The following is a 25587-nucleotide window of genomic DNA, read 5'->3' on the forward strand; positions in this document are numbered from 1 at the left end:
TTAGAGCGTAACCAAAAGAAGGGTTGACAACAGCGTAAATACTAGATGACCTTGACACACCAGCAGATTCAGAGATATAGTAGACACAATAAGTCTTTGATTGAGGTGTAGTTATGAAATTTACAAAAGCTACAAATTATGCGCTGCACACCATGCTCATGCTCGTTGCTGATTCGTCGGTTAAGCCGGTAGGTGTTCAGCAATTGGCCGAATCCCAAAATGTTTCACCAACTTATCTTTCAAAAATTTTGACGAGGCTTGTGAAGGCTGGAATGATCGAATCCGTTTCTGGAGCCAATGGAGGCTATCGCCTATCCCGTCATAAAGATGATCTTACTTTTTTGGATATTATCCGTGCCATTGAAGGTACGAATTCTTTGTTTGAATGTGATTTTGTCCACGGATCTGAGTGCCTGATTCAAGCTGTAATGAGGGAAGCAGAGGAGAAAATGGAACGACATCTTAAAAATACGAAATTGGTCGATTTGGCGCAAAAGCAAACGCAAGTTTAAAAGTAAGCGACTTTATATAGAAAGAGGGTGGTTGCCAGTTATGTAAAGCGTTTTTTTGGTTTTATTACAGATATAAAGAGTCTTTAATATCTTTGAAAAGGAGTTGGGTGTTATGCTGTACGATTGCGCTATTATTGGTGGAGGGCCCGCCGGATTGAATGCAGCCCTCGTGCTGGGCAGGGCAAGAAGAAATGTGGCTTTGATTGATAATAATCGGCCCAGAAATGCGGTTACGCATGCGTCGCATGGTTTTATTACGAGAGACGGCGTAACGCCAGCCGAGTTCCGCCGTGTAGCTTATGAGGAAGTGCTGCGTTATCCGTCTGTCCATCATCTGCAAACCGAGGTTGTTTCGATTACGAAAAACGAATCCGGATTTGAGGTGCTTGATTCGTCAGGCCTTCGCGTTCAAGCGCGAAAATTGATATTAGCGACGGGCGTAAAGGAGATATTCCCCGAGATCGAAGGTTTTTATCCGTTATACGGGAAAAGTCTGTTTAATTGCCCTTATTGCGACGGCTGGGAGTTGCGGGATCAACCGCTTGTCCTTGTCTCTGAATCGGCGGCTATATATCATACAGCCAAACTACTCCTTAATTGGAGCAAGGATTTGATCGTATGTACGAACGGTCATGCATCCCTGTCGGAAGAACAAAAAGAACGGCTTCAATCCAAGGGAATTGTGGTAATGGAGCAACCTGTTTCAGCGTTCATCGGTCACAATGGGCAGCTGGAGCATGTGCGCTTTACGGATGGCACTCAAGTCCCGAGGGTCGGCGGTTTTGTGTCTCCCCAGTTTGTACAAAGTACACCGTTTGGAGAACGTTTGGGCTGTGAAAGAACGGAGTCGGGCGGGATCAAGACGGATGAAGCGGGGAGAACCTCCATACCCGGTGTATATGCTGCCGGGGATTCATCGTACTTCATGCCTTCTCAGTTGATTTTTGCCGCGGCCGACGGCAGTCGAACCGCTGCGAGCGTAAATATGGATTTGACAGAGGAAGATTTCAACGAATGACGAGAAATTGGAATATTCTATATGGAATCTGATGATAGAAAAGGCCGCCAACATGGCGGCTTTATTCTAAAATCATAGAGAGAACAAGCAATAATAAACCAATGATTATAGGTCATTCTGTGGCTAAACAAGATCTTCTTTCAATAACCTCTGTATTCACAAGAACCTGAGTATGATGCCCCTGATGATTGTTATGCCTCTCCATAAGCAAATTTACAGCAGTTCGGGCCAAAATATCCTTTTTCACATGAATGGTTGTGAGTTCCGGGCTAATGACCTTGGCCTCATGAATATTATCAAATCCCATGACGGAAATTTGTTCAGGCACTCGAATGTTCATTTCCTGAAACGTTTTAATGGCGCTGATCGCCATATAATCATTTTCGCAAAATAGGGCCGAAGGTAGCTCATTCAATTCATGAATAGCTGTTTTAAATGCGTCCTGTGACATCACAAGCATGGGATGCATATCAAATATAAGCCCATTTTCTATGGAAAGTTTGTGCTCCTCTAAAGCCGCCATAAACCCTTCCTTTCGTTTTTTAAAGTTAAGAATTCTGGTACTGGATTGTACGTATCCTATCTTTCTGTGTCCTGACTGAATTAAATATTGGCCTGCCTGATACCCACCAAGATAGTTGTTAATAGATACGAAACTGGCGTCGACGTGTTCAAAGTAGGTATCTAAAATCACGATATTGGAATGAATGGATTGTATAGAATGAATAATCTCGGAAGTTAAATTGGTGCCAAGCAGAAGTATGCCTGAAGAAGGCTGATCTTTTTCCAAAGCAGATAATTCTTCTTCGAGGCTATGGCTATCAAAAGACGAAAAAATCAAGGTGTTTCCATGTTCTCTCACCTGATTGGTAATATGATGAATTAATTCATTGAAAAATGGAAGTGAATCATAATGCTCTGTTACAATGTCTGTATTTTTACAGGCCACAAAGCGTATCACATGATGATTTTTAATGACTTCCTTGCTTGTCTTCATGGTGCGTGGTTTATATCCATGCTCTTGGGCTATTTTTAGAATTTGCTCCTTGGTTTCTTCACTGACTCCGGGTTTGTTATTAAAAGCAAGAGAGACAGCAGATTTCGAAACACCTGCAAGCCTTGCAATATCATCAATTTTCAATGTGGAACCCCCTATTGAACTAAACTACATAAATTATATCATTACTCTACAAGAAAGTTTAGATTATAAACTAAACTAAACTAAATAAATGAAAAGAAAAAAATGTTGACCTTTTATTATTTATAGTGTTAATATGCAAGTGTAAAGCGCTTTAATTTAGTTTATTTGCGAAAAAACATATAAATTTAGTTATTTATTTTAGTTTTTTGTTTAGGAAGATTTGTGAATGTTGCAAGAAAGGAAAGGTGATTCATTTGAGTTTAAACATTGCTGAAAATCAAAGAAGTTTTACAAAAGAGGACAAACCTTTTTTTTATTTGGCAGATACGGTTTGGAGTGTATTTACCAACGCGACGATAGAGGAGTGGAGCGATTATCTTGACTATCGGAAGATGCAAGGTTTCAATGTGTTGCAAATCAACATGCTCCGACAATGGGACGCAAGTGAATCGGATCTGAATCTACTGCCGTTTGCATTACTGGAAAATGGGGATTTCGACTACCATACATTAAACGAAGCTTATTTTGACCGGGCAGAAATCATGTTGAAAATGGCTGTAGAGCGTGGATTTGTTCCGGCACTGGTTCTGTTGTGGTGTAACTATGTACCGGATACATGGGCCGAAATGTTCCAAAAGGGTAACAAAATGCCATTTGAATGCGTTGAACCTTATGTAACGTACGTCGTAAACCGTTTTTCTCCATTTGATCCTATTTTTCTGGTTAGCGGGGATAGTGATTTTCCGACTGAACGCGCCAATTCCTATTATTTAAAAGCACTGGACATTGTACAACAATTAAGCCCTGCAAGCTTAACTACGCTGCATATTCAAGGGAGATTGAGAGAAATTCCTCCAGCCTTTGAGAAACACAAGGGTCTTGGATTCTATATGTATCAATCAGGACATAACTCCCAGTTTCAACATGTAGCCCATGAGATTGCTCAACATTTCTATCATAAATCAGATATACGGCCTGTCATTAATGGGGAGCCATGTTATGAACAAATTAGTTACAGCCGCAATGTGTATGGCAGATACACTGCACTGGATGCCAGAAAAGCAGCATGGCAAAGTCTCCTTGCAGGCGGGGGAGCGGGAATTACCTACGGGGCGCATGGCATTTGGAGCTGGCACAAGAAAGGAAAGAAATTCGGCATTGTAGAAGGGGAAGGATTCGATAGTCCCTACGATTGGAGAACCGCATTGCGATTTGAAGGTGCGTGGGATTATTCCTTTATTAAATATTTGTTTGAAATGTATAACCTTATCGGCATAAAGCCGCTAGATATTGTTTTAAACAAGACAGAGGAAATTAGAGCTGCGGGGAACGAGAATACCCTTATCTTGTATGTCCCGGTTAACACGAAGGTGCGACTAAGTACCAACGTGCAGGATTACAAGTTTACAACGATTGATTTAGCCGGGAAGCGGTTTGCCCAAACCGACGTGTCCGTCCAAAAGGATCAATCGGTGCTAGACATGCACAGCTTTGAAAGTGATGTTGTCATCATCGGAACGAAATAAAAACAGAGAAGAATGTGGATGGAGTGAAGCAACATGTGGAAAATCGGCGTTATTGGATCGGGATATTGGTCGGAAAAACATGTAAAAGCATGGCAGTTTATCTCGGATGCAGAAATCAAAGGATTTTGTGATCGAAATTAAGATTTACTTTTTCAAAAAGCAGCTCAATTCCATATACCTACTGAATTGGGATCAGTGCCGTAATTGTCGCAGTTATAGCACATCCAGCTACTACGGATAGAAAAATAGAAAGCGCATCCAAGAAGGAGTGAACATGATGGATCATAAAAAAACAGCCAAAGAAGTATTAAGTGCCGTGGGCGGAAATGAAAATGTGAACAGTGTCATTCACTGTGTCACTCGATTGAGATTTAAACTGAAGGATAATCTATTGCCAGATAAAGAAAAGATCAAGCAGATTGACGGTGTCATTACCGTTGTGGAAAGTGGTGGCCAATTTCAGGTGGTCATCGGAAATGAGGTTCCCAAAGTATACGAAGCTCTTTTAGATACAATGGGAGTAAAGCATGGAGATCAAATGGTTGAAGACGATCAAAAAAATGAAAAAGCGAGCCTATTTAGCCGCTTTGTCGATGTAATTTCAGGTGTGTTCATGCCCGTTGTGGGTGTGCTCGCTGCTGTGGGGATTCTAAAAGGACTATTGGCTTTATGCACATCCCTGGGCTGGATGACTGATCAGATGGGCACGTATAAAATTTTATATGCGACAGCAGATGCTATGTTTTATTTCTTTCCGGTGATTCTAGGGTTTTCAGCAGGTAAAAAATTTGGAGGAAACCCGTATCTGTCTGCCGTTTTGGGAGCAGCGATGGTGTACCCGACCATTACTTCCGCCTTTACGGATAAAACGGCGCTGTCCTTTTTGACCATACCTGTCGTTCTGATTAATTATACTTCTTCTGTTATACCGATCATTATTGGAGCGTTCTTGGCAGCTAAGGTCGAAAAAATGATAAGTAAGTATGCACCTGCCTCCATTAAAATGTTCATAGTGCCTTTTCTGACTTTGGTCATCATATCACCGCTTGTTTTTCTGGTTGTCGGTCCGATAGCAACTATAATCAGCGATGGGTTAGCCAAAGGCTCTATGTGGATTTATCAGTTAAGTCCGGCTGTAGCTGGCCTCGTTCTGGCCGGGTTCTGGCAGGGCATCATTATCTTCGGTCTGCATTGGGCATTCATTCCAATTCTCCTGAATAATGTAGTTACGAATGGTTTTGATCCGATTAACGGTATGCTTTTCTGTACGACTTTTGCGCAAACAGGTGCGGCATTTGCCATCGCTTTGAAATCACGGGACCCTAAATTAAAACCCATTGCCACTTCTGCCACAATTGCGGGTTTGATGGGGGTTACTGAACCAGCTATTTACGGGGTTACGCTACCCGCTAAGAAACCGTTTATTTTAGCCTCGATCGCTGGAGGTATAGGAGGAGCTGCAGCAGGCTTACTCGGCTCAACGGCATATGGATTTGCTTCGGGCGGCATTTTTGGTATCCCTCTATTCATTAATCCAAAAGGCATGGATGCAGGCTTCATCGGCTTTATCATATCTTTGGTTGTAGCTTTTGTAGTCGCATTTATTCTGACCTATCTTTTCGGTTATAAAAATGCAAAACCTGCGTCTGAAATTAAGGTTGCAGATGAAAACAAAGAGGAAGAAAAGACGGTATTCAGTCCTCTACACGGTGAATTAATTCGTTTAACCGAAGTAAAAGATGAAGCTTTTTCCAGTGGTGCGATGGGCCAGGGGGCCGCAATTATTCCGAAAGAAGGAGTAGCCTATGCGCCGTTTAACGGAACTGTTGTTACCGTTTTCAAAACAAAGCATGCCATCGGGCTTATTTCTGAGGATGGAGTTGAACTGCTCATTCACATTGGAATTAATACGGTCAGCTTGAAAGGAAAACATTTCACTTCCTTTGTGTCTGAAGGGGATACGATTCAAAAAGGGGACAAGCTGGTTGGATTCGATCCCAAAGCTATAGAGGATGAAGGATATGATATTACCACATCCGTCATTGTAACCAATACAGCTGTGTACACGGATATCTTAGTTGAAGATTCCAAGGATATTCATGTAGGAGACCGCTTACTAAAGATTAGATAGATTCCAATATTCAAGAATAAAAGGCAAATTAAAGCTGACGATGGCCCGTATATAAAAAGGGTTGTCGTCAGCTGTTTTTTAGTTACCTCACACCCAGCGTGTTCATCATCTGCCGGAAGGAGCGCACATATTTGTCTGGTGCCAACAGGTTAACGATTCGCTCCAGCCCTTTTCTGCGGATAGATTCGCGTTGAGGTACGTTGTTCATCAGGTCTAGTCCTTGCAGTATCGCCTGCAAGATGTCTCCCTGCTGATAAAATTTACCGGTTTCGTTGTGGTCAATGAATGCTCGTACTCCGTCTGAATCAGAGCTTAATACCGGGCAACGACAGGCCATCGCCTCAGCAACCGCATAGCCGAAGCCCTCCACCAGCGAGGTCGATAGCAGGTAGCCGCCTGAGTCGCCAATCATGGAGTAATACAGGGGCATTTTGGCATGAGGCACGCTTTTAAAGCGCTCGATAATTGAGGACATGCCAAGCTGAGCAAGCATGTTCTCGAATTGTATTTTATCCTCCGGCTGAGACAAGGTGTCATCATAAAACATCCAGATTCGAAGATCCGCACGGTTTTGCAGCATCCAGTAAGAAATGTCGACAAAATGCCTCCAGTTCTTGTTGGGCTCCAATCGCCCAACCCAGGCAATAATCGGATTGGTTGGAGGAGTGTTAGGTACATAATTAAATACGCTGGTATCCAGTACGTTTGGAAATACATAACGATTAAGCCATGGACACATGTCGGTAAATAGCTGCACCAGATGAGTTGTATTGGGCAAGAGCACCGCGTTGGCATGTCTCTGAAGATACGGAACTGCATCCGCGACCACCCAAGCAGCCTCTTCGTGAGAACCAAAGCCCTGCGATTCATAGATTAATACCCCCTGATAGCCCAACATTCGCAGTCTGGGGAGCATAGGATAATCCGATGAGACGATAATTGCATCATAGCGGTTAGTAATTACCAGCATTCGAATTTCTTCTTCAGAGGAAGTCATGAATACAGGAATATCGCCGTTCAGGTTTTGCATCCCTGTACCTTGCTGATAATAGAGAAGATGACATTCAATCCCGTCCTGCATGAGCACTTTACAGCGTTGGCGGTTCAAGGTTTCTACGCCGCCGCTCGGTATATAAAAAGTAAATAGAACTTTGATCTCAATAACCTCCTTTGCCAATCACAAGCTCCTATACCAAGTTATTCAACCTACAGGACGGGGTGTGGGTTTCTATGGAAGCCTAGATTGAATTAGCGCATAATTATGGCTAAGGCGAGAATCGTCCGGGGAGCGCTCTGTTGCTTCTCTCGCAAATTCACAAGCTTTGTGTAAAAGGCCTAACTCGTAGCAAGCGAGGGCACCAAGATCATACAGTGTGGCGTCCCAGCAAAAATCCTCTTGCATGTACGTATCCGGTCGTGTTGAAATACGCAGCGCTTCTTCGACCATATGATAGACGGCGGGCCAGTTCCGTGTATGATAGGCAAGCTGAGCCATTTCCGTGTAAGGTTCACGTAAATACGGCGCTTCCGCAATAGCCCGGTATAACCAACGCGTTGCCTCCTGCCATTGTTCACTTGCCTTATAGGCTCTAGAAATAAAGCGCATCGAAGCGCTGCGTTCATCTGCCCAGCGTGCCTGCGGCATGGCAAGATGTTGTTGCAGTGTAGCAATGCACTCGTCCCAACGGCCATGATACATATATTCCCGCCCCAAGTAATGCATGTTGCGGTCATCCTCAGGAAACTCGCGCACAGACTGCTCCAGCAGTGGAAGGTATTGGCTGCGGGACTTGTGCGGATCGGGATCATGATACAAGCGTAGCTGGTCGGATCGGATGCTGCGTTCTTCACCCTCCCCGATATATTCAAGCACCTCGTGAACCGGGCGTACCCAGCGGTAACCGTGACGAGTGTGTATTTTTTCTTTCCAGAACCATGTATAAACGGTATCTTGCCCAGGCTGTCCATGTGTAAAGGCATATAGCATTCGGGTAGTTCCTTCCCTCCAGTTGCGTTCCAGCCGCGACCGCCAACCTTCCTCCCAGACTTCGTCCAGATCCGTACAGACACAAATATCTATATCGTCAGGGACCAGCCGTAGGGACTCATTGCGAGCCTTGTCAAAACGCCAAGGAGTTACCTGGATACGATGCACCTCTGCACCCGCTTCGCGTAGCAGAGAAACGGTATCGTCTGTAGAGCCGGTGTCCGCTACAATGACAACATCGGCTTCACGCATGGTGTGCATCCATCGTTTGGCGAATCGGGCTTCATTTTTGCTAATGGCATAGACAGCTATCTTGTACCGATTCGATTGTTGCATTCCGCTTGCTCCTCCTTTGACTTACTTAAAGATTGAGGGTTGAGTATGGGGGACATCTCTATTGGGGAGGATTCAGGATTGAGCTGAAAAATTGTCGATTATGCAGGACATGCGGGTCTTTGGGAATATACGTGGCAGCTTGCTCGTTGTGCCAATTCGCACGTGTGTAATCCTTCAGCCGAAAATGGCAAATGCATAGCTGGATATGAGGAAACCACGTTTGGTACGCGTCCTGTACTGGGCCCATCGTGTCGGGAGGATTGAGAGTGGTAGCCATGTCGTACCAATAAATAGCTTTGGTAATCTCATTTTTATGCAAAAAATAATGACCTATCCGACAGCATAGATCTGCCCTGGGTGTATCGAAGGTCAAACTATGGAGAGCCGCGGTAATACTTTGCTCCAGCTTGCCCAGTTGTTGCAGGCAGTCGGCCATTTTGCTACATGCACTAATCGCATCCTCTACCCAGCATTGTCCGGTATCCAGAAAATTCCGGTAAGCCTGCACGGCCTGCTCATATCTTTCATTATCTCTTAACTCGTTAGCGTAATAGTAGAGGTCACGAGGAGAGAAGGCATGACCTTGGGCGAGCAACTTCTCATAAATTCGCAGGTTTCGCCCTGGAGAGGCCGTGTGTGTTCTAGTGTGAGTTATGGCGATATCGGCATGTTGAATATTCCCGTCAACGGCGAGGTACTCATGCACGGCTCCATGCCAACGGAACCCGGCTGACCTTCGGATCAAGCGGTTTCGGCGAAAATGTAGGGTGACATTGCCATGATCATCAAAGCCATAATGATAATTCATAGACACGGAATCGACGGTTGGTACGGCTGAGGAATCAAGGGTTTGCTTCAGCTCAAGCAGCTTGACGGCATCCTGCTCCTTCAAAATATCATCGGCATCAAGCCAGAGAATGTACTCCTGCGTAGCTTGCTCAAACGAATAGTTACGTGCAAGGGCAAAATGATCTACCCATTCAAATGGAAAAATTCGATCTGTAAAGTTGCGACATATGTCAATGGTCCGATCCTGTGAACCTGTGTCCACGATATTGATCTCATCCACAATATGATGGACCGATTCCAGGCAACGGCCAATGGTATGTTGATCATTTTTGACGATCATGCACAGGCTGATACTGATCAATTGAGCATCACTCCTTTGGGAACCATTTAAGGATTCCGATCAAACATAAAGTTGGATTTAAAAGAGGTCTGATTTATAGAAGCCCTGCCGCAATCGCGGCAGGGCATGGATGACAAAGCCTTAACATGCTGTGCGGCTTTGTCGATAAGGTATGGTACATCGCTTAAAAATGATGTGACAGAAAAAGGAGGTTAGAGTCCGGTAGGCCCCGTAGGTCCAGTCGGCCCTGTAGGTCCGGTAGGTCCAATCGGTCCTTCTGGGCCTGTGTCTCCTGTTGGTCCAATCGGTCCAGTCGGCCCTGTAGGTCCGATAGGTCCAGTAACACCAGTGTCGCCTGTAGCGCCAGTAGGCCCGATAGATCCGGTAACGCCAATGTCGCCCGTGGCACCAGTAGGTCCAGCAGGTCCGGTAGCACCTGTATCACCCGTGGCTCCTGTAGGTCCGACAGGGCCAGTAGCACCAGTGTCGCCTGTGGCGCCAGTAGGCCCGATAGATCCGGTAACGCCAATGTCGCCCGTGGCACCAGTAGGTCCAGCAGGTCCGGTAGCACCTGTATCACCCGTGGCACCAGTAGGTCCGACAGGGCCAGTAGCACCAGTGTCGCCTGTGGCGCCAGTAGGCCCGACAGGTCCGGTAAATCCAAGGCCGAATGGTCCGGTAGGTCCAGTCGGCCCTGTAGGTCCCGTGTCGCCCGTAGGTCCGACAGGTCCAGTAGCGCCTGTGTCGCCAATAGGCCCGATCGGTCCGATTGGTCCAGCAGGTCCGGTAACACCAGTGTCCCCCGTGGCGCCTGTAGGTCCGACAGGTCCGGTAGCACCTGTGTCACCCGTGGCACCAGTAGGTCCGACAGGTCCAGTAACACCAGTGTCACCCGTAGCGCCCGTGGGCCCGACAGGTCCGGTAGCACCTGTGTCGCCCGTGGCTCCCGTAGGCCCGACAGGTCCGGTAGCACCTGTGTCACCCGTGGCACCAGTAGGTCCGACAGGTCCAGTAACACCTGTGTCACCCGTGGCACCAGTAGGTCCGACAGGTCCAGTAACACCAGTGTCACCCGTGGCGCCCGTAGGCCCGACAGGTCCAGTAACACCAGTGTCACCCGTGGCGCCCGTAGGCCCGACAGGTCCGGTAACACCAGTGTCGCCCGTGGCACCAGTAGGTCCGACAGGTCCAGTAACACCAGTGTCCCCCGTGGCACCAGTAGGTCCGACAGGTCCAGTAACACCAGTGTCGCCCGTAGCGCCCGTAGGCCCGACAGGTCCGGCTGGTCCTACAGCTCCAGCTGCACTTGCTTTAACAAGAGCAATAGAATCAATGGCTACATCAGCAGTGTTAGCCAAGGCATTTTTACTAATAACCAAAAAGGCATAGGCTGCGTTGGCTGGAACAGGAGCCGTTACTTCATATAGGCTTTGCCATGTTCCGTTCACAGCGTCTGGCAATGTGCCTGAGCTCAAATAGGTAGTTAGCCCCGTGCCAAGGAAGCTAAAGGTTGCGTCATAGTAATACAGAAATATGTTAACTTGAGGACTGGACAGGCTTCCTACTTTTGCAGCTGAAAGGCTTAATGTATAGCTTTCGCCTGGTGCAGCAAAAACGACCTGGGAAAGAGATGCATCTACTGCGCCTCCTGCCAGGATCGCACTATAAAAGTTTGTCTTTTTTACAGATAAGTTAGTGACAGTCACATTGACAGAGCTCCAAAAAAGGGTTGATCCGATCTCGAAGTCGCCGTTAGAAACTAGATTGGTAAACAATACACTCATCGCTTTTATACACTCCCTTCACACGTTGTAATGATAGTAGATGCGAATCCATATCCTAGCGAACCGTACAAGTTTCCGAGGGCAGATGTGTATTTTTGTGTTCACATTTCAGACACATTATTTTAAGCTTCTATTTAAGTGACGTTAAGCTGGAGTTATATGTGGGGGATTATTATTAGAATTTAAAAGTGTAGCATAAGGTGCGAGGAGACCGCTCCGCGAAGGCTTTGGGCTTCCGATCGCTGTTGCCGTGGGATTTTTTGTGATTAAGTAAGACATGTAAAGGTAAGAATCCTACAGCAAAGGCGAACGCTGGCGCTTCTCCAGCTTCAAATCCTCCGCTTCGCTGCTACCCGCTACTCATGCAACATTTTAGGTGGGAGGGAAGTAGGGGAGCAGCAGGGAGAAGATTACGATAAAAGAAAGGGTGGAACATGTGCTCAAAGTGCAGCAGGTGAGCAAGTGGTATGAGGGCAACCGGGGGGTACATAAGCTGGATTTTGAAATGCAGCGCGGTGAAATTGTTGGTTTCCTGGGGCCGAATGGTGCGGGTAAAACGACGACGATGCGCATGATTACAGGGTATCTTCAACCCAACGAGGGAGTGATTACGATTGACGGTATCCCGATTCAGGATAAGGGCAGACAGGCCCGTTCCAAAATCGGTTATCTGCCGGAGAGTCCCCCTTTGTATGAGGATATGTCCGTAAGATCCTATTTAAAGTTTGTAGCTAGTATTCGGGACGTGCCTGCGAGAGAGCAGAAGCTGCGTATTTCGGAGATGATTTCCAGGCTAGGACTGAATGGGCGGGAAAAACAATTAGTCCGCAGTTTGTCCAAAGGATATAAACAGCGCTTGGGACTGGCAGGTGCGATTATTCATAACCCGGATTTATTGGTACTGGATGAACCGACCTCAGGTTTGGACCCCAATCAGATTTTGGAGATTCGTCAGCTCATTCAGGAGATTGGCGAAAATCATACGGTATTGCTAAGTACGCATATATTGCCTGAGGTGGATGCTTTGTGTAATCGTGTTCTCATCATCCATGAAGGGAAACTGGTCATGGATGGGCGCCCTGACGCGCTCGGCGGTTCGATGGAAGATGGATTCAAGGTGAAGGTGGAGGTTAAAGGCAAGCGTGAGCAGGTGCTGGATGTCCTGCGTACTTGGGGAAAAGTAGAGGTTGAATCTTCGGCGGTTACGCTGCCTACAGCGAACACGAATCTGACTGCCGCAGAGCCAGATATGACCGGATTGTTACTCACAGCAGCCTCCGGTGAGGATTTTCGCGAAGAGCTATTTTATGTGCTGTCTGATGCGAAACTTCCGATTTTGGAGATGAAAAAAGAAAGTCTTAGCTTGGAAAATATCTTCCAGCAGTTAACGACCCGCGAGACGGAAGAAGGTCAGGTCAGCGATCCAGCAGTACAAGACCTACATTCCTCGGATACTGCAGCACCTACGGCCATCACGGTGGAGCATGGAGAAGCTGCGTCCAGCGACGATAAGGCTGAAAAAGATAAGGATACAGGAGGTAATCGGTCATGAGGCGTTTGTTCGCGGTCTGTCAAAAAGAGCTGCAAGCCTATCTGTGGACACCAACGACGTATTTTGCGCTTGCAGTGTACATGCTGCTGACGGGGTTACTTTTTTACACAAATTTTGTTATGTATCAGCCTAGCATTCTGGACTATCGGCTGGTACTCGGTGACACCTTGTCCATGCTGGTGTTCGTCGTCCCATTGCTCACGATGAGGCTGGTTGCGGAGGAATTCAGGCAAGGTACGGATGAACTGCTGCTTACCTCACCTGTGAGTGTGACGGAAATGATCGTAGGTAAATTTTTGGCGTCGCTGGGCATGTTGCTCATATTAGTGCTGTGCAGTCTAGCGTATCCGGTCGTGATGTCCTTTTATGGGAAGCTGGATTGGACGCTGGTATTAACATCTGTGATCGGTCTGTTCATGCTTGGCGCAGCCATGATGGCGATCGGCTTATTCGCTTCGACGCTTTCACAGCATCAGATGATGTCGGCGGTCGTCAGTTTTATTATTTTACTTGTGTTCTGGATGCTGGATTCGTTTGGTGGACAGACGGGTGCATCTGCGGCGGTACAGCAATGGCTGGAACCTTTTTCACTAACCGCACGGTTTGACAGTTTCACCAAAGGATTGCTGAATGGAGCCGATGTGATGTACTACGTGACGGTGGCGGTGCTCTTTTTGCTATTCAGCATCCAAGTGGTTGAACGGAAACGGTGGAGGTAATGAATATGAAAAAATGGCTGGGTCATACCAATAGTGTGGTACTATCGATTGCTGCTGTAGGGATTTTTATTTTATTGACGTTATTTCTGCGGTCGTTAGGTGGCTTTCAACTGGATCTGACGGCAGGCAAGCAGTATACGCTGTCTGACCAAACGTTGACGACCATCCAGGGTGTAAAGGAAGACGTACGGCTCATTGCTTTTACCGTATCCACTTCACAAAATCAGAAGCTGAACCGGGATGTTACGGATATGCTGAATGAATACGCCAAGCGTAACAACAAGCTCAAGGTCGAGCAATACGATCTGAATCAGGAACCGATACTGGCCAAGCAATATGGTGTTACTGCAGCGTCTATTGTGTTGGTGCAGGGGGATAAGAAGCGGGTTATAGATATTGGGAGTCTATTTACGCAAGCTCAGGGGAGTGGCGAAGGGGCATACCAATTTACCGGGGAAGAAAAGCTGACTAGTGGACTGTTGGGATTATCATCTACCCGTCAAGGGAAAGTAGCCTTTCTAACTGGACATGAGGAAATCCCATTGTCCCAAATGACTGAATTAAGTAGCTCACTGTCACAAGATAATGTGAAAACAGAGGAAGTTCAGCTCAATCAGGCGGGGAGCGTGCCCAAAGATGCGTCTGTATTGGCTATTGTCGGACCAGAACGTGATATCAGTGCAACGGAACAGAAGAGTATTCGTACGTATCTGAATGATGGCGGAAAGCTTTTTATGGCACTAGGCTTTCACCCGAACATGGGGTCCGATTGGAAAAACCTTGATGCATTAGCGGCTGATTATGGAGTGAAGGACACTCATGCCATCGTGGTGGATCAGGAACAGACGAATACACTTGGACCTCTATGGACGGTTCCTACCTTCGGCAGTCATGCGATCACCGACAAGTTGGCGGCTTCCAATCTGTACCCGGTTCTTTCACTGTCTATTGCTTTGCAGGCAGGAGAGCAGAAGGATTGGAAGACGACGCTTTTGATGAAATCTTCTGCAGCCAGCTATGGCGAAACGAATATCCAAGGGCTGCTGAACAACGAAACGCAGAAGGATGACAAGGACCCGCAGGGGCCGCTGAATCTCGGTTATGCGGTAGAAGGGAAAGACGGCAAGCCCAAAGCCGTTATTCTCGGAACGTCTGCCCTTTTAAGCGACACTGAGATCAACACAGGAGGCAATCGAGACTTTGTGCTGAACAGTCTGAATTATGTGCAGGAACATTCTGATGGGCTCACCATTCGTCCTCGTCAGGAGCAGGATTATAAGGTAGCTTACTTGACTCCTGCACAAGCAAAAACGATATTGACCATATCTGTCATCGGATTGCCGTTGCTATTCGCGGTCATCGGAATCTTATTATGGTGGAGGCGAAGAAGAGCATGAGAAAATGGATACCCACAGTGCTACTGTTAGTTGTATTGGGAGCGGGTATAATCTATGCAAAGAGCCAAAACTTCTTTCGTGAACAAGCGCCGGCGGCTCGCCAGCTGGTTCAGCTTACGCAAGAGAATATTACGTCTTTCGCGATCACAGGAAAGGACGGCAAGTCGGTGGAACTTGAACAACATGATGGTCAATGGAGTATGAGCAAGCCACGGACTTACCCGCTAAACCAATATACAATAGACAATTGGCTAGCAGCGATTCAAAATGTAAAGTTGGGTGAAGTGGTGGAATCTTCCCCTACAGACGTAGCCAAATATGGGATCAGCGCTACCCATGATCAGATTGAGATTAAGACCAAGAAGGGCGACGTTCGTACCTTTGCCTTCGGTGAAACGTTGCCTTCCGGAGATGCTGTTTATGTATTATCAGACAAAAAAGAGATAGCTTCTGTACCTATAGATACACTTTCAGGGTTGTTGCTGGGTGCTGATGATTTTATAGATACAACGCCGTTCGATTGGGACGATACCAAGCTGAGCGGAATAGAGTGGGAAGGCCAAAATGCTTCATGGATGCTCAAATCCTCCGGTAACAGCGGAACCGGAGACAGTGCTTCCACATCTTGGACGCTGAACGGAAAGTCAGTAGCCAATGACACGGCGACTTCCCTCTCGCAGCAAATCAAAAACCTGGCTAGCAGTCAGGCCTTGCGCAAAGCCTCCGAGCTGAGCAAGCCTGTTCACCGCTTTACGCTGAGTATATCGCTGGGTAAGGATGATTCCCAGCTGGTCTATCAGGGCTGGACGCTTAACGATGATCCAGATACCGTATGGGTTGTGCCGCCACAAAGTAACTGGGCTTATGGTCTGTCAATATCTGACGTGAACCGTACTGAACAGAATGGCCACGACCAAGCTCAGACTGGAAAATAATCATTAGAAATTGAATTAGCTGCACAAAGAGGCTCCAACGGCGGATGATCGTCGTCTGGAGCTTCTTTGTGTTCGTTATTCGTCAGGTTTGCTGCTTTTGGAAGAAGAGCTGTTCGTGTCGTTTAAATCTTGGATAACCTGAATCAGCTCATGAAGTGAGAGATCCAGTTTATCCAGCTTTTCTTCCATCGTGTGCAGGATGTGCCGCAACAAAATAAAACAAAGTCCAGCCGGAAAGCCTACGTTGGTAACCAGAGAAAGAGCATCATCCATTTGCAATGTATTCCCTCCTTTTTAGCCATATATAAAGGAAGGTAAATTAAAAGAACCATATACAACTGCATGTAAAAATAGTATAATAAATAAGAACAAATGTTCTGTTTTGGTTGTGAAATAGGTTTGCAAATTACCCTATAGTATGAGGATTTAGAAAAAGTCAAATCCAAAGAGAAAGGGTGATTTACAATGGATAAGTCTCAGCTAACATTGGTGGAACAATATCGAAAGAAGCTGTACCGCATTGCCTGGAGAATCCAGTATCGTGCTCGGGTACAAACCAATCATGAATTTGTAATGGAAAAGAACGAAGCCGTCAGCGCCCCATCTTTTACAGAATCTTCAAACTCTAATATGTACACACTACAGCTTATCAACTCTCTATCTTCTGAGATCGGAAAAATGATCATCTTTGACCTTTACATACTAGACAAAACCGAAGCACAGATTGCAAAAGAGTTAAAGCTATCCCAACAGGCGGTGAATAAATGGAAAAAGAAAATGCTCAAAGAGTTATTTCGGATGCTGAGTTCGTCCAATTGCTAAAATTAGTACGAAGTGGAGATCAGGAGGCCATGTGTAGGATACTTCAATTGTTCGAGGAAGACATTCAAAAGACCAGTCGGTATATTCGTATGTCCCGTGAAGATGCTGTCCAAAGCATTGTGACTGATTTTATAGAAGAACTGCAACAAGAGTTAAAGACAGTAAAAAGTGGACAATGGATATAGCCTTGGCTATCCTTATCCGTAGGTTTACTTATTTAACGGAGGGCTTATAAGTTTATGAGTGATAACAGGGCTTCTTTTGAAAAAAGTATGAAGATGTACCCAGTCAACAGTATTCGTTCCAATGTCATCATTCTTGTTTCATTACTGTTAGATCTGTTTCTAGTTATCCCCTTAGTGGGAAATCCATACATTGCAGTTTACGTTTATGTACTGTTGCCACCGATTGTTATGATAAACATTTGGGCCCTTGTACTGGTCATCATGCCACGCAAATTGCAGTTGAATTACATTTTATTCCGTGGTGTATTTGGTTTGGTTTGTTCTATTGGCTTCATGATCATGACACAAAAGTTTGCTTATGGCATGTTGGATCTGGATACTCCATGGTATTTTATAGGTTCTTTTGCCCTTTATGGAGTGGCCTTGTATTACTTTATAAAATATAATTTAACGAAATTCAAAGATCCTTCAAATCATAAGAAGAAACCAAAGTTTAAGGAAAAAAACAAAAGAGCGCCTGTAGTAACTATCACCACATTTACTGGGGCTGGTTATCTGATAGCTAATTTTTCCCTCGGATTCGCTACACAACAATTAGTTGCCACAGTATTGATAAGTGTATACTCGATGCTGGCATTTGTTCTTTTTCATTTTATTATGGATTTACACCGCTACTATTGGCTTCATAAGCAGAGAAATCAGACAACGGATTGAACACAACGAATGGATTGCAAAGTACTATGTCTATCAAGCTGTTTTGTAATGAAAAAAAGCCTGCAAACGCCCCAACTATAATGGGGGTTCGCAGGCTTTTTAGGTTGTAGATTTATTTAGTCAACATACTTGTTGCCGTCAGCATCAATATAAATGGATTGAACAGCTGTGCGGCGGTACGGATATCCAGCCTCTGTGGTGCCGCTAATTTCATAGGTTACAGAATAGATGCCGGGCTTGTCCGCTTTGGATAGCTCAATTTGTCCGGTAGGGTTAACGTTTTTTTGCTGTACCGTCAAACCTTTGGATGCAGAAGTGACTCCTTGCTGCGGATCACCATAATATTGAACTTGGTAGGTGACTTGTGTAACGCTGTTCGGGGAATCCTGTGGTTTCAAATTTAGCTTCGGGCCCACTGCATTCAAATTATATTTCAGCTCAGGAACTTGAACAGCCTGGTAACGTGCAATCAGGAGATACGCTCCATTATCAGGAACCGTGACGTTCAGTTTATAGGTGCCCGGTTTTGGATTTTGAATGACGGCGTTATGATGCCAGGCACCAGCAAAAATATCGTCATCATAGCCTGCTTTCAGATTAATAATTTCACTAGTACCGTCAGGCTTGGTTAGTTCCAGTTTACTCACACGTTTATCGCTGATCCAGTCCAGATCAATGGATTTTACACCATTTTCAACAGTGAGGGTTTCTGAGGCTTTTCCATTATAATCGCCGCCTCGGATAAAATATGAATTATCGATCTCGCTATAGGTGGATTGTAAAGCAGAAGCAGTCAGGGAAGATGCTGAAAGTGCCTCAGTTTCCTGATTCAATGCTGGAGTGTTCGCTTGGAGGTAGGGTTGGATCAGGGAGAAGACGTAAGAACCAGTGCGAACCTTGGCATGGTCCCAAGATCCGACTTTAACTACACGTCCGCCGGGAAGCTTAGCGTTGTCGACTGTGACCACTCCATCATTCTTACCAAAGGAGGAGAGGTAAAGTCCGCCCAGTATGTAGGAAGCAGTGCCGCCAGACCAGTTATCACCAGCAAACGTGAAGAATGGAACTGTAGTCGCATTACTAAGTGAATCGGTCTTGGTTCGGAAATACTTCATATAAGATGTTTGTAAAGTGGAGGTACCGGGATTTTGTGACCCGACGATATCTGCCAGCCATCCGGCCCAGCTACTGTAGGCGAGATCTGCAAGTTGTGAACCATGATGAGGACTGCTGAGGGTGATGACACGTTGTACATAAGGAGCGGCTCCGTTATATACGAGAGCGGTTTGAGTATCCACTCCACCTTTGCTGTGGGCGATGACGATAAGCTTTTTTCCAAAGTGATTGCTGATGACCTTAATTTTGTCGGCCAGAAGCTTACCATTGTCCCACATATCTTGGGATGTGCCAGTTGTATCGTACAGATTAATGGTGGCTGTCTGGTATCCGGCGTCACGTGCGCGCTGAAGCATATCGTTATCATTCTTGGTCCAGACTTCAGCGCTACTGTTCAAACCATGTACGAACAATAGTGCGGGCTTGGCTGGATCAACGCGATTAGGTGGTGGACCTTCTGCCCAGCTTCCGGCGGGATCTTTTGGGGGTTGGGGTGTAGTGGAGCCTGCAAAAGCGCCAACGGGGACAAGAGTAACTGATAACAAAAAAATGAGCATCAAAACGGTGATCTTTTTCAAACTGAAAATCCTCCTTTGTAAAATAAAGTATTTTTCAAGCTTATTATACATGCCATCTTGTGGTAAATCATCAATTGTATTTCATATTTACATTAAAATTTTATTTTTTTAGTCATTTTTTAGTCAGGATATCCCTATGATTCATAGCGCATGATAATCTCGTCACACATTTTATAATGTATGGAGGATGAGTTCATGCCAGGAACTAAGAAGGTCATCAGTTTTACGATTTCTGCTGCTTTACTCGCCAGTATGGCTGCTTTGACCGGGTGCGGAAATGCCGATCATAACGTTCGTACGAACAGTACACGCTATAACGCGCAAAGCACACATCATATGGATGGTGTGAACCGTTATGGTATGGATGGTGTCAATCGTTATGGGGTTAAGTCCAATGGTATGGACGGGATGGCATTGAATGAAAATGCCAACCGAACCGGACATCCAGTCCGTAATCTGCAAGTCGATCGCAATTTGTCCAAACGTATATCCGAGATGCCGGATGTAAAGTCTGCGACAGTGCTGGTCGGTGAACGGCATGCCTATGTAGCCGTTTCCTTGAAAGACCAAGCTAACGGAACAGGTGTTGGTGCTCCAAGTGTTGACGGTACTCCAAGTGCAAATAGTATTGGACGTAACGGGAATGTACCGAGTGTGAATGGCGTTAATGGTACTAGAGGAAACCGTACTACGGATACTACAACGCCTGGAATGACAGACAATGGAGTAACCGGGAATGGAACACCTGCGCGTCGTGATGACGGTTTATTCGGTACGATGGGTACAGGCTCGTACGGTATGTTGCGTGGCTTGACGGACAACAATCGCGCAAATACCGGAAACACCACCATCGAGGGAGCAAGAACTGCATATGAACCAAGTGATGCAGTCAAGAGCCGTATCGCTAATAAAGTGAAGCAATTTGCGCCTTCGATTGAACAGGTGTATGTATCCGCTAACCCGGACTTTGTTAAACAAGCCACTGACTTTACACACAGTGTGCAAAATGGTCATCCGATTAGAGGCTTGAGCAATGAAATGGTGGATGTGATTGAACGTGTATTCCCGACCCCGGCGGCTGGTACAAACCGTCCAATGGAAAATACAGCACCCACACGCCCACAAAATCATACGCCCGCGCCAATGAATCATCGCTAATTCAAACCCTATAAGTGTGTGCAATGCCAAAGAAAGAGCTATCCATCTCAGCGAATACGCTGGTGGATAGCTCTTTAGTTTTGGGGAATGATAACTATAACTGAATTATTTGCGCAATCCTTTAATCCATACGCCTTGCAGCTTTAAGTCTCTATCCAGTAACAGGATGTCTGCTTGTTTACCTGCTTCAAGCGAACCTGTACGATCAGCAATGTGCAAGGATCGAGCCGGATTCAGGCTGGCCATTTGTGATGCCGCGGGAATACTTATACCCACATGTTGAACCAAGTAGCGGAAGCCTTCAATCATCGTTAGTGTGCTTCCTGCCAAAGTGACGCCATCCTCCAGTCGTGCTACACCGCCCTGCACGATCACCGGCAAATCGCCGAGCGTATAATGACCGTCTTCCAGACCAGTAGCAGACATGGCATCTGTGATGAGAATGAGATTATGATCCTGCTTTAATCTAGCGAGCAGGGAAATGGCGGCGGGATGCACATGAATGCCGTCCGCGATGATTTCTGCTTCAATGCGCGGATCAGCGAGTACGGCTCCGGCGGCTCCCGGCTTGCGATGATGCAGCGGAGTCATAGCATTAAACGCATGCACCGCATGATTCAGCCCCGCCGTCGCTGCCTGTTCAACCTCTTCATACGTAGCATCCGTATGACCGAGAGCCGCGGTAATGCCATGGCTACGCAGCCATGCAATCAGTTCCAGCGCTCCTTCCCGTTCGGGCGCAAGCGTGAGCTGGCGAACAAGGCCTGGATAGCGCTGCTCCCATTCTGCCACCCATGAGAGATTCGGTGGCACGATATGTTCTGGGTTTTGCGCTCCAGGCCAGTTCGGACTGATGAACGGCCCTTCCAGATGTACGCCCTCCAACTGAGCATAGGGCATAGGTAGTGCCATGTATGCGTGAACTTCACTCAATACCCGGTCAATCTGTTCCTTGGGCGCGGTCATGGTGGTAGCCAGCATAGCCGTCGTTCCTTGTGAACCGTGAAAGGAGGTGATCGTATCCAGCACCCTTGAACTGGAGTCCATAAAGTCCTCACCGTTACCGCCGTGAACATGAATATCAATAAAGCCTGGTAGCAGATATCCTCCTTCCAAACGCACAATGTTTGCGGTTTTCGCTGCGGTTTCTTCCTGATTTGCCAAGACTACCGCTGTCCAATCGGCGGGTAAATGCTCTTCTGAACCAGCGAATACAATGGATTGCCCCTCAATGACGACAACCCCTTTTTCAATGATGTCATTCCCAACGACGACTTGCCCATACAGTAGCTGGGGTACGTTACCACTCATTTCATCTGACTTCAATTGAACCATCCTCCCGCTTTCTGATCCAGTAAAATAAGTACGTTGGGGTGACATTGCAGCAGAGAAGCCGGACACTCAGTCGTGACAGGTCCAGTTAAAGCCTGCTTTATAATGTCGGCCTTATCCGCACCAAAAGCCACCAGTATAATTTGCTTCGCCTTAAGAATCGTGCCTACTCCCATCGTAACTGCTTGCCTGGGTACAGCATCTATATCGCCAAAAAATCGGGCATTCGCCGAGCGCGTACTTTCTTTCAAATCTACAACATGTGTGGCTCCAGTCAAGCAGTGACCAGGTTCGTTAAAGCCGATATGACCATTATGACCAATGCCAAGCAATTGCAGATCCACGGGTCCATGGTCCAGAATGGCCTGCTCGTGCGCTGCACATTCTGCTGCCAGATCCAGTGCATTCCCGTCAGGGACACGTGTATGGGATATCGGAATATCGATATGCTGGAACAAGTGCTCATTCATAAAGCTTCGATAGCTCTGCGGATGTTCTGGGGGAAGACCAACATACTCATCAAGATTCACGGAATAGGCTCGTGCAAAACTGACCTGTCCCTTGCGGTACATATCTGCAAGATGTTGGTAAATGCCAATCGGCGTACTACCGGTGGCCAGGCCAAGCATGGCCTGTGGTTTGGATAGCAGCAAGCTGGCGATCACAGCGGCGGCAGTAGCGTTCAGGTCCTCACGGCTGTTCAAAATGCGTATGTTCATCTTAGTGACCCCCTGGTTGTTTTTTGAGCTTGCTCACTTGTTGATATGAACCTTCCAATCTCGGAATATATTTGTCAAAATCTGCGCTCACCATACCTGTAAACAGAATATCTATGATATGAAGCTGGGCGATGCGGGAGGCCATATCCCCACGTCGCATTCCTTCCTCCAATGAGGAGGAAAATAGCGCAATATCCGCAAGACCTGCCAGCGTATTGTTTCCGAAGGAGGTCAGGGATAATGTCTTGGCCCCCTGTTCCTTTGCACAACGTAGAGCCGCAATGGTCTCCTGGGTTTCCCCTGAATAAGAGACGGCGAAGGCGACATCTCCCGCTCCGAGCGAGGAGGCAGAGGTAATCTGCATATGCGAATCTGCAAAGGCAGTGCTGTTTTTGCCAATACGGATGAGCTTCTGGTAAAAATCCTGTGCCACAATCGACGATGTCGCCATCCCATAGAGATCAATGCGGCTCGTGGCTGACAGCCATGCAATGGCCTGCTCCAGCTTGTCGTAATCCAGCAGTCGGGTCGTGTCCGCAATGGATGCGGTATGGTTCGCCTGAATAGCCTGCACAATTCGGGAAAGTGAATTTCCGGCGACAATATCCTGATAGGATTCTTCACCATTACGGTTGGAGTGGGACAACTCGGCGGCCAGCTTCATTTTGAAATCGGGATAGCCTTTAAAATGTAGTGATTTGCAAAACCGCGTAACGGTCGCCGCGCTCACACCACAACGCTCTGACAGCTCCCGAATACCCAAATGCAGCACATCTTCCGGGGATTGCAGGATGGATTCCGCCAGCTTGCGCTCCTGTACGGGAAGCTGCTCCAGTCTATGGGCTAATGTATGAAGAATGGGGGACATGAGCTGTGCTCCTTTGGCTGTAGAATGTTTGTATGAAAAAAAGTATCGTATACAAGAAGAATATAAGGAAAAACATTTTCATGTGTATTGTAAAATAATTCTGCCGCTCATGCAAGAGATGTGAGGAGAATTTTTATTAGATTTTGCGAAAAAATAGCCGGCGAAAATTGTAGAAGTTATCATACATTAATTTACATATTGCGAGTTTTACTTACAAAACAACCTATTGACTTGTCTCTTCATTGGAGGAGTATAATTGAATAAAGTTCCAGTGAAGGAATTTTTCTAGGAGCTTTCTTTGCAGAGGGCATCGTTGGGTGGAACGAACAGAATCTCATTCACAAGGAGGAGTTTGCTATGCAAAGCCAAGTGATTGAAATGATCAGCGCGGTTAAGGAAGATCCTGAACTGGTCGCTAAGCTGGATGGACATTCGGACATTATTCATGATGCCGGACTGGATTCGTTGCAGTTGGTTCATTTCATGCTGCAAGTGGAGGATGCGTTTGATGTGGAGATTGATTTTGATTCCTTTGAGCTAGAGCATTTGAGCTCGGTAGATGCGTTTTGCAGCTACATTCAGGGGATCAGCGATGCGGAACAAGCGCCGCACCTGGAGGGAATGGAGACGGTCTGACGTACAGCTTGGTACATGTGCCTGAAAATCCATTAAACGAGGTGTTAGCATGCAGCCCAAAAGCAATGTGCTGATTGATGAGAAAGCGTTCAAGCTCATCAAGCGTAACCTGAAAAACGCTTCTGTATCTTACCGTAACGCCACACAGGACCCTACTTTCAAAACGGACATGCCCCAGACGATCGGCATTAAGCTGACCAACCGCTGCAACCTGAGATGTACACACTGTTTTGAATGGAACGAGGAAGGCTACCATCACCAAATGGATAAAGAAGAACAAAACATGGATCTTGCTCCGGACATGCTCCGGCAGATTTTGAGCGAAACCAAGGAAGCCAAGTCCAGACTGTACATGTGGGGCGGCGAACCGATGTTTCACCGGCGTTTTGATGAAATTTTGGACGTGCTGGCGGAAGATCGGCGAGAAATGACCTTTTGTACAAATGGATTACTTATTGATAAATATTTGGACCGGATTTTGGATTTGTCCGAAAATCTGGAGTTATTAATAGCGATTGAAGGTTTTGAAAGAGAACACGATCTAATTCGCGGTAAAGGCACCTTTCAAAAAACAATGCGGCAGATGGATAAGCTGATTGAACTGCGCGACCAGGGATTGTACAAGGGACGGGTAACTGTCCATGCGGTCATTAACGATAACATGATCGGACGGATGTACGAATTTCTGCAAATGCTGGAGGACAAAAGGCTGGATCTGGTGCTGCTGACGTTCCCCTGGTACATTTCCAAAGAGACCTCCCTCAAAATGGATGAATATTTCACACATAATTTCTCCTGGCTCCGACAACTTGAAGAAAAAAATATTAGTAGCTGGCATGCTTTCAAATATAAAATCAACCCGGATAACATCGATCCTCTGATGCAGGAACTACAGCGGATCAATGAGCGAGTATGGAACATTCGCGTGCGCTATCAGCCCGGTTTGGATTATGAGGAAATTGATAAATTTATACATGGCGAGGAAATGGTCAGCCGTTGTTCCAATCATTGTTTGGCGCTCACCTCCAGAACAGATATTTTACCAGACGGGAAGGTCATGCCTTGCAAATTTTTCAGTGAGTTCACGATTGGAAGCATGCGTGAGCACAGTCTGAAGGAGATATGGAACTCGGATGCGTATGAGAAAACTCGTCAAAAGATTAATCATGAAGGATTGACTCCGGTGTGCTCCAAATGCAGCGTATTGTATCTGCACGGGGCAGGCTCTCTGAAATACATTTAGTTTTCTATGGATGTTGTTTGTTACTGGATGGAAGAGAGAGGGATGATGA

The 25587-nt window shown here is 46.3% G+C and carries 24 protein-coding genes; 14 read left to right on the forward strand and 10 right to left on the reverse strand.

Annotation, left to right across the window (positions count from 1 at the left end):
• Window positions 1-113: 113 nt before the first annotated feature.
• Together MHB54_RS18920 and MHB54_RS18925 are read left to right on the forward strand one after the other, a co-directional pair.
• On the forward strand, window positions 114-512 hold the full coding sequence (locus MHB54_RS18920) for an Rrf2 family transcriptional regulator (protein ID WP_076159720.1): 399 nt from the start codon (window positions 114-116) through the stop codon (window positions 510-512).
• Window positions 513-624: 112 nt separating this feature from the next.
• Window positions 625-1530 (forward strand): NAD(P)/FAD-dependent oxidoreductase, encoded by a 906-nt coding sequence (locus MHB54_RS18925; RefSeq protein ID WP_264454614.1) that lies wholly within the window; start codon window positions 625-627, stop codon window positions 1528-1530.
• A gap of 112 nt (window positions 1531-1642) precedes the next feature.
• Here MHB54_RS18925 and MHB54_RS18930 read toward each other — a convergent pair whose 3' ends face one another.
• Entirely contained in the window at window positions 1643-2671 is a 1029-nt protein-coding gene (locus MHB54_RS18930) for a LacI family DNA-binding transcriptional regulator (protein ID WP_264454615.1), read from the reverse strand.
• A gap of 245 nt (window positions 2672-2916) precedes the next feature.
• Here MHB54_RS18930 and MHB54_RS18935 point away from each other — a divergent pair, with 245 nt between their 5' ends.
• Together MHB54_RS18935 and MHB54_RS18940 are read left to right on the forward strand one after the other, a co-directional pair.
• Window positions 2917-4197 carry an apiosidase-like domain-containing protein gene (locus tag MHB54_RS18935; protein WP_264454616.1) on the forward strand — a complete coding sequence of 427 codons (1281 nt, stop codon included), beginning with the start codon at window positions 2917-2919 and terminating at the stop codon, window positions 4195-4197.
• Window positions 4198-4474: 277 nt separating this feature from the next.
• A complete protein-coding gene (locus tag MHB54_RS18940) occupies window positions 4475-6328 on the forward strand; it encodes a beta-glucoside-specific PTS transporter subunit IIABC (protein ID WP_264454806.1) in 1854 nt (617 codons plus the stop codon).
• 82 nt (window positions 6329-6410) lie between these two features.
• Here MHB54_RS18940 and MHB54_RS18945 read toward each other — a convergent pair whose 3' ends face one another.
• The 4 genes from MHB54_RS18945 to MHB54_RS18960 all read right to left on the reverse strand — a co-directional run bounded on the left by MHB54_RS18945 (window position 6411) and on the right by MHB54_RS18960 (window position 11564).
• A complete protein-coding gene (locus tag MHB54_RS18945) occupies window positions 6411-7505 on the reverse strand; it encodes a glycosyltransferase family 4 protein (protein WP_075154688.1) in 1095 nt (364 codons plus the stop codon).
• A gap of 51 nt (window positions 7506-7556) precedes the next feature.
• Complete coding sequence (locus MHB54_RS18950) at window positions 7557-8651, reverse strand: tetratricopeptide repeat-containing glycosyltransferase (protein WP_264454617.1); 1095 nt, start codon at window positions 8649-8651, stop codon at window positions 7557-7559.
• A 58-nt stretch (window positions 8652-8709) separates the two neighbouring features.
• Window positions 8710-9801: a glycosyltransferase gene (locus MHB54_RS18955; protein ID WP_264454618.1), complete on the reverse strand. Its 1092-nt coding sequence runs from the start codon at window positions 9799-9801 to the stop codon at window positions 8710-8712.
• Window positions 9802-9992: 191 nt separating this feature from the next.
• Complete coding sequence (locus MHB54_RS18960; RefSeq protein WP_319640934.1) at window positions 9993-11564, reverse strand: NTTRR-F1 domain; 1572 nt, start codon at window positions 11562-11564, stop codon at window positions 9993-9995.
• Between the two features lie 436 nt (window positions 11565-12000).
• Between MHB54_RS18960 and MHB54_RS18965 the strand changes: the two genes are divergently transcribed.
• From MHB54_RS18965 to MHB54_RS18980, 4 genes are read left to right on the forward strand one after another with little or no spacing between them, the layout of a single operon-like run.
• The gene (locus tag MHB54_RS18965; RefSeq protein ID WP_264454619.1) at window positions 12001-13116 is read left to right on the forward strand and encodes an ABC transporter ATP-binding protein; all 1116 of its coding nucleotides are present in this window, start codon (window positions 12001-12003) and stop codon (window positions 13114-13116) included.
• Window positions 13113-13835 carry an ABC transporter permease gene (locus tag MHB54_RS18970; RefSeq protein WP_028541495.1) on the forward strand — a complete coding sequence of 241 codons (723 nt, stop codon included), beginning with the start codon at window positions 13113-13115 and terminating at the stop codon, window positions 13833-13835. The genes MHB54_RS18965 and MHB54_RS18970 overlap by 4 nt, the downstream gene beginning before the upstream one ends.
• Before the next feature lie 5 nt (window positions 13836-13840).
• Window positions 13841-15232, forward strand: a complete 1392-nt coding sequence (locus tag MHB54_RS18975) for a GldG family protein (RefSeq protein ID WP_264454620.1) — start codon at window positions 13841-13843, stop codon at window positions 15230-15232.
• Window positions 15229-16167, forward strand: a complete 939-nt coding sequence (locus MHB54_RS18980; protein ID WP_264454621.1) for a DUF4340 domain-containing protein — start codon at window positions 15229-15231, stop codon at window positions 16165-16167. The genes MHB54_RS18975 and MHB54_RS18980 overlap by 4 nt, the downstream gene beginning before the upstream one ends.
• Window positions 16168-16242: 75 nt before the next feature.
• On the opposite strand, the gene MHB54_RS18985 is transcribed toward MHB54_RS18980, so the two are convergent.
• Window positions 16243-16446: a hypothetical protein gene (locus MHB54_RS18985; RefSeq protein ID WP_025719488.1), complete on the reverse strand. Its 204-nt coding sequence runs from the start codon at window positions 16444-16446 to the stop codon at window positions 16243-16245.
• A 186-nt stretch (window positions 16447-16632) separates the two neighbouring features.
• Between MHB54_RS18985 and MHB54_RS18990 the strand changes: the two genes are divergently transcribed.
• The 3 genes from MHB54_RS18990 to MHB54_RS19000 are packed head-to-tail and all read left to right on the forward strand — an operon-like array spanning window position 16633 to window position 17888.
• Window positions 16633-16989 carry a hypothetical protein gene (locus tag MHB54_RS18990; RefSeq protein WP_025719486.1) on the forward strand — a complete coding sequence of 119 codons (357 nt, stop codon included), beginning with the start codon at window positions 16633-16635 and terminating at the stop codon, window positions 16987-16989.
• A complete protein-coding gene (locus MHB54_RS18995) occupies window positions 16932-17174 on the forward strand; it encodes a helix-turn-helix domain-containing protein (protein WP_071642683.1) in 243 nt (80 codons plus the stop codon). The genes MHB54_RS18990 and MHB54_RS18995 overlap by 58 nt, the downstream gene beginning before the upstream one ends.
• Before the next feature lie 54 nt (window positions 17175-17228).
• Window positions 17229-17888 (forward strand): hypothetical protein, encoded by a 660-nt coding sequence (locus tag MHB54_RS19000; RefSeq protein ID WP_264454622.1) that lies wholly within the window; start codon window positions 17229-17231, stop codon window positions 17886-17888.
• Between the two features lie 116 nt (window positions 17889-18004).
• Here MHB54_RS19000 and MHB54_RS19005 read toward each other — a convergent pair whose 3' ends face one another.
• Window positions 18005-19582 carry an esterase/lipase family protein gene (locus MHB54_RS19005; protein WP_264454623.1) on the reverse strand — a complete coding sequence of 526 codons (1578 nt, stop codon included), beginning with the start codon at window positions 19580-19582 and terminating at the stop codon, window positions 18005-18007.
• Between the two features lie 195 nt (window positions 19583-19777).
• Between MHB54_RS19005 and MHB54_RS19010 the strand changes: the two genes are divergently transcribed.
• Complete coding sequence (locus MHB54_RS19010) at window positions 19778-20740, forward strand: YhcN/YlaJ family sporulation lipoprotein (protein ID WP_028541499.1); 963 nt, start codon at window positions 19778-19780, stop codon at window positions 20738-20740.
• Window positions 20741-20845: 105 nt separating this feature from the next.
• Here MHB54_RS19010 and nagA read toward each other — a convergent pair whose 3' ends face one another.
• Genes nagA through MHB54_RS19025 form a run of 3 tightly spaced genes read right to left on the reverse strand, consistent with a single transcriptional unit; the run spans window position 20846 to window position 23659 of the window.
• Window positions 20846-22066 (reverse strand): N-acetylglucosamine-6-phosphate deacetylase, encoded by a 1221-nt coding sequence (gene nagA, locus MHB54_RS19015; RefSeq protein ID WP_264454624.1) that lies wholly within the window; start codon window positions 22064-22066, stop codon window positions 20846-20848.
• Window positions 22063-22791, reverse strand: coding sequence for a glucosamine-6-phosphate deaminase (gene nagB, locus MHB54_RS19020; RefSeq protein WP_075154679.1), 729 nt, complete (start codon window positions 22789-22791; stop codon window positions 22063-22065). Before nagB ends, nagA begins: the two co-directional genes overlap by 4 nt.
• A gap of 1 nt (window position 22792) precedes the next feature.
• Window positions 22793-23659, reverse strand: a complete 867-nt coding sequence (locus MHB54_RS19025) for a MurR/RpiR family transcriptional regulator (RefSeq protein WP_023990065.1) — start codon at window positions 23657-23659, stop codon at window positions 22793-22795.
• Between the two features lie 357 nt (window positions 23660-24016).
• Here MHB54_RS19025 and MHB54_RS19030 point away from each other — a divergent pair, with 357 nt between their 5' ends.
• The gene (locus MHB54_RS19030; RefSeq protein ID WP_013311713.1) at window positions 24017-24295 is read left to right on the forward strand and encodes an acyl carrier protein; all 279 of its coding nucleotides are present in this window, start codon (window positions 24017-24019) and stop codon (window positions 24293-24295) included.
• Between the two features lie 49 nt (window positions 24296-24344).
• Window positions 24345-25538, forward strand: coding sequence for a radical SAM/SPASM domain-containing protein (locus tag MHB54_RS19035; protein ID WP_023990063.1), 1194 nt, complete (start codon window positions 24345-24347; stop codon window positions 25536-25538).
• Window positions 25539-25587: the final 49 nt, after the last annotated feature.

The organism is Paenibacillus sp. FSL M7-0802 (genome assembly GCF_038004945.1).
In the GTDB taxonomy this organism is placed as follows: Bacteria; Bacillota; Bacilli; order Paenibacillales; family Paenibacillaceae; genus Paenibacillus; species Paenibacillus polymyxa_B.